Origin of the sequence: Chitinophaga sp. XS-30, assembly GCF_008086345.1 — a bacterium.
In the GTDB taxonomy this organism is placed as follows: domain Bacteria; phylum Bacteroidota; class Bacteroidia; order Chitinophagales; family Chitinophagaceae; genus Chitinophaga.
Genome location: NZ_CP043006.1, coordinates 2587880 through 2600473, shown reverse-complemented (window position 1 = coordinate 2600473; position 12594 = coordinate 2587880). Strand labels below are relative to the sequence as shown.

Here is a 12594-nt window from a genome sequence, read left to right as displayed (position 1 = left end):
CAATCATCAGGCATGGGTGAGAATTTGTACACGCAGGAATACTGGCGCCAACTGCAAAAAGGCAATACGGATGCACTGTCAGCTTTATATCAGCTGCATTATGTGGGGCTCATCAATTATGGTGTAAAAATGACGGGTGACCGGGACCTGGCAAATGACTGCTTCATTAACGTTTTACTCGAACTATGGGACAAAAGGAGCACGCTGCCGGACGTCTCGAACGTACGGGCATACCTGATCACCTGTCTGCACCGGCGGATATTGCAGGAGATCCGTTCAGACAAAAGGCGGAACGACAGTCATCTCCGGCTGTTGCAGGAAGAACCGGGCGAAGTGCCCTATGAAACTTACCTGACCATTGCCGAGGGAAATGATGAATTTACCCGGCGTTTTGCCGCGGCATTCCGGCTCCTCACCCAAAGGCAGCAACAGCTGCTCCGTATGAAGTTCTTCGAGAACCTGGATTACGATCACATTGCACAAACCTGCGGTATCACCAGGCGTACCGCTTACAACATCATCCATGATGCCCTCAAACAGCTCAAGAACGAGCTGAAAGGGCATGAACAGTCAACAGGACTGGTCATCCCCACCCCTACGCTGATCGTTATGGGCATTTATTTTCTCTTCCATTAAAAAAAGATCATTTTTTCATAGTAAAAGTACCGGATCGCGCCCTCTATAATAAAAAAGGGAATGAATTACCTGCGTTTCAAGGCAGAAGATCTGATCATGGATGAATCTTTCCAGCAATATTGCTCCGGTACCAATCCCGCAGCAACAAGGTTCTGGGAGCAATGGCTAAAGGAGCATCCGGAAAAAAGCGAGCTGGTCAGCATTGCCAAAACGTTATACCTGCAATTGAACGGGGGCTTGAACGAAGCCGTTTTCCAATCGCATCACCGGCAGTTCAGCGAAGCCCTGGAGGCCCGGGGCATTCGCCCCGGAAAGCAAATACCTCCCGCCAGGATCGTACACCCGAAGAACGGCTGGGGCTGGTATGCATTGGCCGTTGCCGCAGTGCTCGGTATTATCATGACCACGCTCTGGATACAGCGGGACGAGCAGCCCGGCGCGGAAGGAGCACCGGAAGAATCCCGGCTGGCCTATACCAGCAAAGCCGGTGAAAGAAAATCATTCCAGCTGCCGGACGGCACCAAGGTCATGCTCAACGCGGGAAGCACTCTGTTCCTTGAAGACAGTTTCAATACCGCAAAACGCTCGCTGACACTGGAAGGGGAAGCTTTTTTTGATGTGGCACAGCATGCCTCCATGCCTTTTGTGATCCATACCAGCGCAATGGACATCACCGTACTGGGAACAGCATTTAATGTAAAAGCCTATAAAAACGACGAAACCAATGAAACATCCCTGGTCAGAGGGCTTGTAAAAGTTTCCCTGAGATCCGGCGCACACGAACTGCTGCTGCATCCCAATGAAAAGGTAGTGGTGCCGCTGCAACAAACAACCAAACAGCAAATCAAACCGGCACCTGATGATAGGGTGTCCGAACCAGCCAAAAACTACTCCATTGCTTCTCTCACACACATTCCGCTGGACAGCACGGCAGTTGAACTGTCATGGATCGACAACCGCCTGATATTTGTCAATGAGCCTTTCGGAGAAATCGCCAGGAGACTGGAACGCTGGTACGATGTAAAGATCAGGTTCGAATCTGAAAACATGAAACAATACCGGTTCACCGGGAATTTTGACAAAGAGAACCTTCAGCGTGTACTGGAAGTGCTGCAATTATCCAGGGACTTCAGCTTCCGGTTTGAGAACGGCCACAGCCTGGTACTGGATCAATGATCATGCATGAAAAGGAATGGTGACACATTCCTGCATCATACATCAGACGTGAACATAAAAAAGAGGGAATGGTGACACATTCCCCCTCAATTCCAAGTTTGGAAACAGGAACTGTTTGACACCTGCGCCTGTTCCCTTTTATTAACTTAAAACCTGTACGAAAGTATGCAAAAAAACCAACTTCCAGGCTGGGGAAAGGGATTCCCTGTGGGATTCATCAAAGTACTTATGTTTATGAAACTGACCGTTTTTCTGACAGCGTTCGCCTGTCTGCACGTCAGCGCCGAGATCTATTCGCAGGACACAAAAGTTTCGCTTAAGCTGAAGAGCGTCTCTATCCAACATCTTTTCAATGCTATAGAAAAGAAAACGGCTTACCGTTTTGTGTTCAGCAATGATGTCATCCCCGAAAACATCAAGGTCAGTATCGATGTACAGAACACCGCTGTATCCGAAGTGCTCAGTCATGCGCTGGACCATTCCAATCTTGATTTCAGGATGCTGGAGAACGACATGATCGTGGTGGCGGATCGCAACAGTATCCGCCAGGTCGTTCGCATCGGCGGTAAAGTGACGGACGCGAACGGCGAGCCGCTCGAAGGGGTCAGCGTCACCATCAAAGGATCCAGCGGAGGCACATTTACCGCAGCAGACGGGTTCTTTTCGCTGGATGTGCCTGATGAAAATGCCGAGCTCGTATTCAGCTATGTTGGCCTCGAAACACAGGTCATTCCCCTGAAAGGCAGGAAAACGATCGAAGTGGTGATGAAGGGCGCACGGCAACTGAGCACCGTTACCGTTGTGAACACCGGTTTCCAGCAATTCAACAAGGAACGCGCAACGGGCTCTTTCGGGTATATCGACAAAGAACAGCTGGCACGCCCGACCACCAACATTGCCAGCCGCATTATCGGCACCACTGCCGGTGTACAGGCAACGCTGGATGTGGACGGGAACCCTACTTTCGAGATCCGCGGCAAGACCAGCCTTTACGCTACCGCCAGGCCACTGGTGGTTGTGGACGGCTTCCCCATCCAGGGTGATTTCAATACCATCAATCCGAATGATGTGGAAAGCGTAACGGTATTGAAAGACGCTGCCGCCGCATCTATCTGGGGCGCCCGCTCCGCCAATGGCGTGATTGTGGTGGTGACCAAAAAGGGCCGCAGGAACACGCCGCTGAAGGTGGAATTTTCCGCTTTTACCAAAATGGGCGGCAAGTTTGACCTGGATTATGTCAATCCCCTCGCTTCATCCGCGGAAACAGTAGATTACGAGCAACGCGCTTTCAACAAATGGAGCGCCCGTGTCAATCCCGGTTCACTTGCCGGCGGGTACAGTTTCGCATGGTCCGAAGCCACCATCGCGCTCAGCGAGGAAACCCTGGGATTCATCACCGCGGCGGAAAGAGAAGCCATCATCGCCAGGTTGGCGACCCAAAGCAACAAACAGCAGATCAGGGACCTGTTGCTGGCCAATCCCGCCACACAACAATACAACCTGAGCCTCTCGGGCTCCACCGGCAGAATGACCAATATGCTCTCCATGCTCTTTGAGAACAACCAGTCCAACTTTAAGGAAAGCGGTTACCAGAAATACCTCCTCAACTTCCGCTCCACTTCCAACATCACGAAGTGGCTGGACCTTCACATAGGCGGCATGGTGCATTATAACAAGGAAAAAAGCAACGGTGTATCACTGGCCGATATTCAAGGGCTGGCTCCATATGAAATGCTGCAGCATGAAGATGGCTCCCTGACCAATATCCATCAGTATTACTACCCGATCATCGACAGGTTCGTGCCCACCGAGCTGTTCCCGTATGCGGACTGGACCTATAATCCTGTGCAGGAGATCCGGAACCGTGACCGGACGAACACGCAGTTGCATGCCCGGCTCCAGGCCGGCATCACCCTGAAGCTGATGAAAGGTCTTACGTTCGACAGCAAGCTGCAATATGAACTGCACAATGCATGGGACAGGCAGCATAACAACGAAAACACCTTTTATGTCAGGAATCGCGTCAACATCGCCACATCCTGGGACCAGGCGACCGATGTGATGACGCCCAACCTCCCGAAAGGAGGCATCCTGTCACAATACAGAAGCCGCTCCCAATCTTACAACATCCGGAATTCTGTCAGTTACAATAACCTGCTGGGCAGGGACCATGAGGTCAACTTCATCGCCGGTGTGGAGATCGCCAACCAGGTATCCGAAGGGTTCGGCAATCCGCTCACCTACGGATACAACGATGAAACGCTTACTTCCGGCACGTTCCCCAACGGCCCCGGCGGTACTTTCAGAACGATTCAGAACTGGCTGGGCAGCAATATAACATTCCCGTACTCCAACACTTTCAGCTACAGCACGAACCGTTACTTCTCGTCCTTCGCCAACCTGGCCTATACTTACCTGAGCAAGTACACGGTATCCGGCAGCTTCCGTACGGACGCCTCCAATATCATTGCAGACGATCCGAAATACCGCTATTCTCCTTTCTGGTCCGCCGGCCTGGCCTGGCAGATGCACAAAGAAGATTTTCTCAGTCATGCCAGCTGGCTCAACCGGCTGAATATGCGCCTCACTTACGGCTTCAATGGCAACGAAGACCGTTCCACCTCCTTCAAACCGCTGATATCCGCCAATCCCACACCAAACATCTATACGAACGATTACACGGCCACGATAGCCAGCTATGGCAATCCTACCCTCCGCTGGGAAAAAACAGCCACCTGGAACGCCGGTGTGGACTACAGCCTGTTTTCCAACAAGCTGTTCGGCAAGATCGATGTGTATAGCAAATACGGCAGGGATCAGATCGCGCAACTCTCCATTCCCGCTGTGAACGGCACCACTTCCCAGAAGCTGAACAATGCCGAGATCAGCAACAGGGGTATTGAAATAGAGTTGGGAACAAGCCAGCGTATCGCGGAAAGGATCTCCTGGCAGGGCAATCTGAACTTTTCCTATAACAGGAACAGGATAGAAAAACTGTTCGTGGCCACCTATTCCGCTTACAGCCTGTTCAATGGCGGTACCGGCGCCTATGTGGAAGGGGAAAATGCCGACGCGCTCTGGCGTTTTGAATATGCCGGCATACAGGACAACCAGCCTGTCGTAAAGGGAGAAAAAGGCGCCTTGTATAATTTCGGCGCATGGACGCCCGGCGACGGACGGGACTACCTGCTGAACATGGGCACCACTGTGGCGCCGTACACACTGGGCTTCATGAACACTTTCCGCATATACGATTTCGATCTCTCCTTCATCATCACCGGCAAATTCGGTCATGTCTTCCAGCGCATGGGCTTCAACTATCCGCCGCTGTGGTATAGCCGCCTGTTGCCCAATGCGAAGTATTCGGAAGTGGCGAACGGCGATCCTTCCAGGATCGTTCCCCTGCCCCTGAATGATATCGAAGACCGCTATTATTTCTGGGACAGGTTCCACCAGTACCTGAGCTACCTGGTAGAAGACGCCTCCCACATCCGCATGCAGGAGGTGAACCTTACCTACAATGTGAACAAACGCACCTTGTCCACGCTCCGGCTGGATAATGTACAGGTATTCGCACAAGGGAACAATCTGTTCACCATCTACGCCAACAAAGCAAAAGAAGATCCGGAGTATCCGCTGGGCACCATGAATCCTCAGCCGACCATAACGCTTGGCCTTAAATGCAGCCTGTAAGCCAGGAAAATCTGCCTGAAAGCCATCAGGACGAACTTCGAAACTTTAAAATCAGACTCATGACGATCAATTACAGCGATATATTCAAATCCTCCGTTTTACTGCTCGCGCTGGGCCTTTCTTCCTGCGACAAATTCCTGGATGAACGTCCGAACAAGACCTCCTCACTGGAGGTAACCACCGTATCCCAGCTGGATGCTTTGCTGAATAACTTCATCTCCTTCTACAACGAAGGCAACCGTACCGCTATCCACAGCACTGATGATTACGGCCTGACCGTTGATCTCTACAATGCGCGGCCCGGCACATTTACCCTGGCTGCGGTGGAATTTGCCACCTGGGATAAGGACTATCTGCCGGACGATACACGGGAAGGATTCTGGAGCGGTGAATACCGCAAGATCTTCACCGCGAATATGGCATTGAGCCTGCTGGAAACAGTTTCCGGCACAGCGGAAGAAAAAGCTATCGTGAAAGCAGATGCACATTTTGTTCGCGCCTACAGCTATTTCCAACTGGCCTGCACTTATTGCCTCCCCTATACGGACGCCAATAAAACAGAAGCCGGGCTGCCCATAAAGGTCAGCACCAGCTTTGAGGAACCGCTCGCACGGCAGCCGCTGGAAACGGTTTACAACCTCATAGAAGCAGATCTTGCCGAAGCGCTGAAAACCACACAACCGCTCATGCAGGATGGCCGCCCGCGGCATTGGCGCGCCAGCAAGGCCGGCGTGAACGCTTTTGCCGCAAGGTATTATCTCACCCGCAACAACTATGCAGAAGCGCTGAAACATGCTAATGCCTCGCTGGGTGAATACAGCACCCTGGTGGACTACAATACGGAAATGCGCTACGGAAGGCCCGCCAATATCACCATCAATGCCGGCACACCGGAGTCGCAGACCGTAACGCTGGAATACCCTTATACGCACGATAACCAGTCTGACCAGACGGATATGATCGGCTGGAAGGAGTTTCTCTATTACCGGATGCTGAGCCATGAATCCTGGTGGTACATCCCCAGCCAGGCGCTGCTGGACCTGTATGACAAGGATCACGATCTCCGTTACCGCTATCATATGGTAGAGGGCTATTCCTATGATCGCGGCATGACCAAACCGGCGTACGATTATCCGGGGTATGTTTTCTTTTATAAAGACCGCCTGCCTTCCGGCCCGACCGTTGCGGAGATGCTGCTCGTCAAAGCAGAATGCCTCGCCCGCACGAACAAACCCGGCGAAGCCATGACCGTGCTGAACCAGTTGCGCGCAAAACGCATGGAGGCCGGTCCCTGGGTAGACCTTGCTGCAGCAAATATGGACGATGCCATTGCCAAAGTATTGCAGGAAAGAAGGCGCGAATTGCCCTTTACGCAACGCTGGACAGATATCCGCAGGTTCAACAACAATGATTACCCGGCCGATGATGTGGAGCTGAGCCGTGACTTCTACCCGTACAACTTCTCCGCCGTGCAAAGTTCGGAACCCGTGAAAACATATACCCTGCCTAAAAATTCGAGGCGTTTTGCCGCACCTGTTCCCAGAACAGAAATGATCGCCAGCAATGACGAGATCACGCAAAACACCTACTGACCATCAACATTCAAAGCGCTCCCGGTGCGGGTGCATCATACCGGCATCGGGAAGACCGCTTCATTGTTCATTCAAATAAAACCCATTCCATGCGTAGCATAATTTTAGTATTATTCGTCATATGCGGACTTCATGCCGCCACAAATGCCCAGTCACCGGCCAATGCGCCCAAAGCCACTCCTGAAGAGATCAGGGAACTGAAAGCAGCTGTTGCGAAAGATCTGCGGAATACCGAAGCGCACAAAGCCTACCTGAAGGCAGCCGGAGCGGATCAACCGGAAGTAAAGCAGCAATATGACCAGTGGATCAAAGCGCATCCGAAGATGGTGGAGATCCCGTTTTCCTATGCCGAAGCGTTATATAGCCATGAACTGCCGGCTGCCAAAGACTACCTGCTGAAAACGGTGGAGTTGGACCCTAAGAACGGAAAGGCCTGGCAGATGCTGTGGATAGATGCTGAAAGGTGGGGCGACTTCGAAGGAGGACGCAGCTATCTGAAAAAGGCCACAGAAGCAGACCCCTCCAGTCCGGATCACGCATTCTATTATGCCAGCTCATTCGAACATGTGGACTCCGCAAAGCATCATGATCTGATGCTGTCCATGCCGGACAGGTTCCCCGGTTCCGAAAGAGGCGCACAGGCCCTTTACTGGCTGGCTCATCGATCTAAAGATCCTGTCGTAAAAACCAGCGTGTACGAACTGGCCCGTAAAAAATTCGATCCTGCAAAATCCAGCTGGACGGCAGGCACCATGACCGGTTATTATGAATTTCTCATCGAACGGGATCCTGTAAAAGCCCGGTCGCTGGCGGATGACATGTTAAAGCTCGACTCTCTCCGTGATATCAAGGGCTGGCAGCAACGCCGGCAGATCGCCGCAGCTTTGCTGGAAGGCCGGAAGCTTTCTGCCAGCGGCAAATACGCTGAAGCCCTGAAAACGTTAAACACCGCTCCTTCCCTCCGGTATTCCGCGTCAAAGACCGTATTGCTGAAAGAAAAAGCAAAAGCCGCAGCAGCGGCCGGTCAGCCTGCAGCCGCATATGATAGCCTGCTGGTACAATATGCCGTTGAGCCTACCGATGATGTGTATGCGGATATGCTGGTTTACGCCGCCCGGAATGGGAAAGACAATGCAGCCATTCAGGCTGATGTATGGGAAAAGCGAAGGTCCGCAGGCAAACCCGCTACCGCTTTTTCACTGGATAATTACCTGACCTCCGGCAAAACTTCACTGCCCGATCTCAAAGGGAAAGTGGTGCTGGTCACTTACTGGTTTCCCGGCTGCGGCCCCTGCCGCGGCGAGTTCCCGCACTTCGAGCATGTAGTGCGGAAATTCAGCAAAGACCAGCTGGCATACATCGGTATAAATATCGTACATGAGCAAGACCCGTATGTAGTGCCCTTCATGCAGCAAAGCGGCTATTCCTTCGTGCCCGTACGCGATGAACCGGAAAAACGCGGCAACCTCACTGCCCGCGGCGCACCCACCAACTACCTGATAGACCGGAACGGGAACATTATTTTCTCCAACTTCCGGACGGATGAACATAATGAGCGGACATTGGAACTGATGATAACAGAACTGCTGGATAAATAAACAGCAACCGGCTGCATGGGGACCAACCGGATATATTCCGCTCCATGCAGCTATTTTTAATCTTCCGGCTCAATAAGGCTACATAAAAATTTAACGGATTAACCAACAACCGGCTGATTACCAAAATACCATACGTCAGATGCACCCGCCTCCTATACAAAAAAAGATGGTTTCGGATACCGTAATGATCACATTAACAATACCGAAACCATGATGCAAAAAAAACCAGGCTCCCGCCCGGTTCCCAATATTTTAACAATTACTGCTGCTCCACCAGCTCCTCCATCCTGATAGCCATATGGCTCTCGTCATACACACATTCACCGTTACGGATCAACAGCACCTGCGGCGATGCATGCTCCACTTCAAACAGCTCGGCTACCTGGTTGCTGACTGACCGGTAACGGATCAGGTCGAGATAATAAAATTCATATCCCTCCGGTAATGCGGAACGGTCCAGCCTGGACTTTACCATACTGCTGGTCCCGCAACGGGTACTGTGCTTGAAGATCACTACCGGATGATCAAACGAACGGGACTGTATCAACTTCAATTGCGCTTCACTTTCCAGATCAATCCACGTCATTAACTAGCAGTTTTTATCTTTTTCATATTGTACCTTGGTGATCTTCATCGGACAGCCCAGCTTCTGGGATGCACAGGAAGTAAACATGGCAGCCAATGCTACCATCAGGCAAATAGCACCGATCGTACGGTATCCTGATCTCATAAACGGCATTTTAGTGAATAAACGAAATTTCATAGGCTTGGATTATTGGTGATTCGTAATTTGTAATGTTATTTTGCAAATATATAATTTATATTAAAAAAAACAACTCTATGTGTTGTTAACCGGCTGTTATTACAGCTAAGTTAAAGCACCGGGCATAAAAATCCATGGCAAAGGTACATTTTATAGCGATAGGCGGCAGTGTCATGCACCAGCTGGCCATCGCCCTCAGGAACAAGGGTTATACGGTCAGCGGCAGTGATGACGAGATATTCGAGCCCGCCCGCTCCAACCTCGCGGCAGCGGGTGTTTTGCCGGCGGATATGGGCTGGGACCCCGCGCGCATCACGCCTGACCTCGATGCTGTGATCCTGGGCATGCATGCCCGGGCAGACAATCCGGAACTGCAGCAAGCCCAATCCCTCGGCCTCAGGATCTACTCCTTCCCGGAATATATCTACCAGGAAAGCCGGGATAAAACCCGCGTCGCTATCGGAGGAAGCCACGGTAAAACAACCATTACCGCCATGATCATGCACGTTCTGCAGCAATGCCACCGCCGGTTCGATTACCTGGTGGGCGCCCGGCTGGAAGGCTTTGCACAGTCCGTAAACGTCACCGATGCCCCGCTCATTGTATGTGAAGCGGATGAATATCCGGCCTCCGTACTGGAAAAAAGGCCCAAATTCCACTTTCTGCATCCGCAGATCGCCGTACTGAGCGGCATCGCCTGGGACCACATCAACGTATTCCCCACTTTTGAGAATTACCTGGAACAGTTTGCCATTTTTATCCGTACCATGGAACCGGGCGGCAAGCTGATCTACAACCATACAGATACGGCCCTCCGGGACCTAGTGGCCAAAGAGGCGGGCCACCTGGACTGCATTCCCTATGAAGTGCCGGAACATACCATCATCAACGGCCATACCCGCGTTCGCTTCGGCAATGCCTCCACAGACCTGATGGTCTTCGGAGCGCATAACCTGCTGAACATCCATGCCGCGCTGCATGTTTGCCGCACGCTGGGCATCGGTGACATCGATTTTCTGGCAGCAATAGCTACCTTTAAGGGCGCCGCCAAAAGAATGGAACTGGTGGCCAGGAACGAACAAACAGCCATATACCGCGATTTTGCCCATGCTCCGTCCAAAGTGAAAGCTACCATACAGGCGCTGAGGAACCAGTATCCGGACCGGAAGCTGATTGCCGTACTGGAACTGCATACCTACAGCAGCCTGAATGCCGGTTTTATGGTGCAATACGCCGGCGCACTCGATCCCGCCGATGTGGCGGCCGTTTTCTACAGCGGCCATGCCCTGGAGATCAAACGTATGCCTTACCTTGAGCCCGAAGTGATCAGGGAAGGCTTCGCCCGGAAAGATCTGACGGTGCTGACGGAAAAGAAAAAACTCGAACAGTTCCTGGATAAACAGGATCTCCACAATACCAACCTCCTGATGATGAGCTCCGGCGATTACGAAGGGCTGGATTTCGGTGGTCTGAAAAAATATTTATCGGTATAGAAATCATTTAACATGTCTGCATTACAACTTACACGCCCATTGGCTTTTATTGATCTGGAAACGACCGGCACCAATGTGGCGACAGATCGCATCATTGAAATTGCAATCATCAAGGTAATGCCGGACCGTTCCGTGCAGACAAAGGTGAAACGCATCAATCCCGGCATACCCATTCCCGCTGCTACCACCGCCATTCATGGCATCACCGATGATGATGTGAAAGACCAGCCCCTCTTCAAACAGGTCTCCAACGAGCTGAAACAGTTCATGGAACAATGCGATATTGCCGGCTACAACTCCAATCGCTTCGATATCCCCATGCTGGTGGAAGAATTCCTCCGCGCCGGCCAGACCTTTGAAGTGGACAGCCGCCGCTTCGTTGATGTGCAAAAGATCTTCCACCTGATGGAAAAACGTACGCTCGGCGCGGCTTACAAATTCTATTGCGATAAGGACCTCGTTAATGCACATAGCGCCGAAGCGGATGCCATGGCTACCTTCGAGATACTGGAAGCCCAGCTGACCCGTTATGAAACCTTGCTGAAACCCGACGTAGATGCCCTGGCCACCTTCACCAAAGAAGACGATTATGTGGATTTTGCCCGCCGCATCATCATGCAGAATGGTGTGGAAATGTTCAACTTCGGCAAATACAAAGGCCGCGCAGTAAGGGATGTGCTGAAATCGGAACCGCAGTACTACGACTGGATGATGAAGGCCGATTTTCCGCTCAACACCAAACAAAAACTATCGGAGATCTACCACAGTATGATGCTCAAAAAATCATAATGTTTGGTTAAAACATGGTATTTTGCGCAGGATATTCCCTATTTTCGCCATCCTAAAAACGCACAGCTAATTGGAAAAATTAGTGATCATACCCACTTACAATGAGAAAGACAATATCCGTCAGATCATTGATGCGGTCTTTTCCTTGCAGCAGGGTTTCCATATCCTCATTGTAGATGACGGTTCCCCGGATGGCACCGGCGATATCGTGCGCGAACTGCAGGCTAAGCATCCCGGAGAGCTCTTCCTCGAAGAACGCAAAGGGAAACTGGGACTGGGCACCGCCTATATCCACGGTTTCAAATGGGCGCTGGCAAGGGAATATCAGTATATCACGGAAATGGATGCGGACTTCTCCCACAACCCGAAAGACCTCATCCGCCTGCATAACGCCTGTGCGCAGGACGGCGCGGATGTTGCCGTAGGCTCCCGGTACGTGAGCGGCGGCAATACAGAGAACTGGCCATGGGACAGGGCCGTGCTTTCCTACGGTGCTTCCATCTACGTGCGGCTGATCACCTGGATTCCCGTAAAAGATGCTACCGCAGGATTTGTCTGTTACAAACGTCATGTGCTGGAAAAGATCGATCTGGATGCGATACAGTTCGTAGGATATGCCTTCCAGATAGAAATGAAATTCACTGCCTGGAAGCTGGGCTTCCGGATCGCTGAAGTGCCCATCACATTCATAGACCGTAAAGAAGGTTACTCCAAAATGAGCAAAGGCATCGTGAAAGAAGGCATCCTGGGCGTGCTGAAGATACAATGGCAAAGCCTGGCAGGAGGCAAAAAGCAACGAAAGGCCTCCGCAAACTGATCGATATCCGAACGTCCTCTTGTTGATATTCACTATT

Annotated in this window: 10 protein-coding genes; 8 read left to right on the top strand and 2 right to left on the bottom strand. The window is 51.6% G+C overall.

Annotated elements, in window-relative coordinates; genetic code table 11:
- Nucleotides 1–12: 12 nt before the first annotated feature.
- The 5 genes from FW415_RS10680 (at nucleotide 13) to FW415_RS10660 (ending at nucleotide 8695) form a co-directional block, all read left to right on the top strand.
- Nucleotides 13–636 carry an RNA polymerase sigma factor gene (locus FW415_RS10680; protein WP_168208768.1) on the top strand — a complete coding sequence of 208 codons (624 nt, stop codon included), beginning with the start codon at nucleotides 13–15 and terminating at the stop codon, nucleotides 634–636.
- Nucleotides 637–696: 60 nt separating this feature from the next.
- Nucleotides 697–1812, top strand: coding sequence for a FecR family protein (locus tag FW415_RS10675; protein ID WP_148384598.1), 1116 nt, complete (start codon nucleotides 697–699; stop codon nucleotides 1810–1812).
- A gap of 234 nt (nucleotides 1813–2046) precedes the next feature.
- Complete coding sequence (locus tag FW415_RS10670; RefSeq protein WP_168208767.1) at nucleotides 2047–5505, top strand: SusC/RagA family TonB-linked outer membrane protein; 3459 nt, start codon at nucleotides 2047–2049, stop codon at nucleotides 5503–5505.
- 59 nt (nucleotides 5506–5564) lie between these two features.
- Nucleotides 5565–7097, top strand: a complete 1533-nt coding sequence (locus FW415_RS10665) for a RagB/SusD family nutrient uptake outer membrane protein (RefSeq protein ID WP_148384594.1) — start codon at nucleotides 5565–5567, stop codon at nucleotides 7095–7097.
- 89 nt (nucleotides 7098–7186) lie between these two features.
- Nucleotides 7187–8695 (top strand): TlpA disulfide reductase family protein, encoded by a 1509-nt coding sequence (locus FW415_RS10660; protein WP_148384592.1) that lies wholly within the window; start codon nucleotides 7187–7189, stop codon nucleotides 8693–8695.
- Between the two features lie 259 nt (nucleotides 8696–8954).
- Here the strand turns inward: FW415_RS10660 and ytxJ are convergent, their stop codons facing one another.
- Together ytxJ and FW415_RS24970 are read right to left on the bottom strand one after the other, a co-directional pair.
- On the bottom strand, nucleotides 8955–9281 hold the full coding sequence (gene ytxJ / locus FW415_RS10655; protein WP_148384590.1) for a bacillithiol system redox-active protein YtxJ: 327 nt from the start codon (nucleotides 9279–9281) through the stop codon (nucleotides 8955–8957).
- Between the two features lie 3 nt (nucleotides 9282–9284).
- On the bottom strand, nucleotides 9285–9425 hold the full coding sequence (locus FW415_RS24970) for a hypothetical protein (protein WP_168208766.1): 141 nt from the start codon (nucleotides 9423–9425) through the stop codon (nucleotides 9285–9287).
- 167 nt (nucleotides 9426–9592) lie between these two features.
- On the opposite strand from FW415_RS24970, the gene murC reads away from it, so the two are divergent.
- The 3 genes from murC (at nucleotide 9593) to FW415_RS10640 (ending at nucleotide 12557) form a co-directional block, all read left to right on the top strand.
- The gene (gene murC / locus FW415_RS10650) at nucleotides 9593–10951 is read left to right on the top strand and encodes a UDP-N-acetylmuramate--L-alanine ligase (RefSeq protein ID WP_148384587.1); all 1359 of its coding nucleotides are present in this window, start codon (nucleotides 9593–9595) and stop codon (nucleotides 10949–10951) included.
- A gap of 12 nt (nucleotides 10952–10963) precedes the next feature.
- Nucleotides 10964–11740 (top strand): 3'-5' exonuclease, encoded by a 777-nt coding sequence (locus FW415_RS10645; RefSeq protein ID WP_148384585.1) that lies wholly within the window; start codon nucleotides 10964–10966, stop codon nucleotides 11738–11740.
- 70 nt (nucleotides 11741–11810) lie between these two features.
- A complete protein-coding gene (locus FW415_RS10640; RefSeq protein ID WP_148384583.1) occupies nucleotides 11811–12557 on the top strand; it encodes a polyprenol monophosphomannose synthase in 747 nt (248 codons plus the stop codon).
- Nucleotides 12558–12594: the final 37 nt, after the last annotated feature.

Bases quoted from the DNA above. Each gene is read 5' to 3' on its own strand.
- FW415_RS10680 (WP_168208768.1), top strand. From the start codon at position 13: ATGGGTGAGAATTTGTACACGCAGGAATACTGGCGCCAACTGCAAAAA.
- FW415_RS10675 (WP_148384598.1), top strand. From the start codon at position 697: ATGAATTACCTGCGTTTCAAGGCAGAAGATCTGATCATGGATGAATCT.
- FW415_RS10670 (WP_168208767.1), top strand. From the start codon at position 2,047: ATGAAACTGACCGTTTTTCTGACAGCGTTCGCCTGTCTGCACGTCAGC.
- FW415_RS10665 (WP_148384594.1), top strand. From the start codon at position 5,565: ATGACGATCAATTACAGCGATATATTCAAATCCTCCGTTTTACTGCTC.
- FW415_RS10660 (WP_148384592.1), top strand. From the start codon at position 7,187: ATGCGTAGCATAATTTTAGTATTATTCGTCATATGCGGACTTCATGCC.
- ytxJ (WP_148384590.1), bottom strand. From the start codon at position 9,281: ATGACGTGGATTGATCTGGAAAGTGAAGCGCAATTGAAGTTGATACAG.
- FW415_RS24970 (WP_168208766.1), bottom strand. From the start codon at position 9,425: ATGAGATCAGGATACCGTACGATCGGTGCTATTTGCCTGATGGTAGCA.
- murC (WP_148384587.1), top strand. From the start codon at position 9,593: ATGGCAAAGGTACATTTTATAGCGATAGGCGGCAGTGTCATGCACCAG.
- FW415_RS10645 (WP_148384585.1), top strand. From the start codon at position 10,964: ATGTCTGCATTACAACTTACACGCCCATTGGCTTTTATTGATCTGGAA.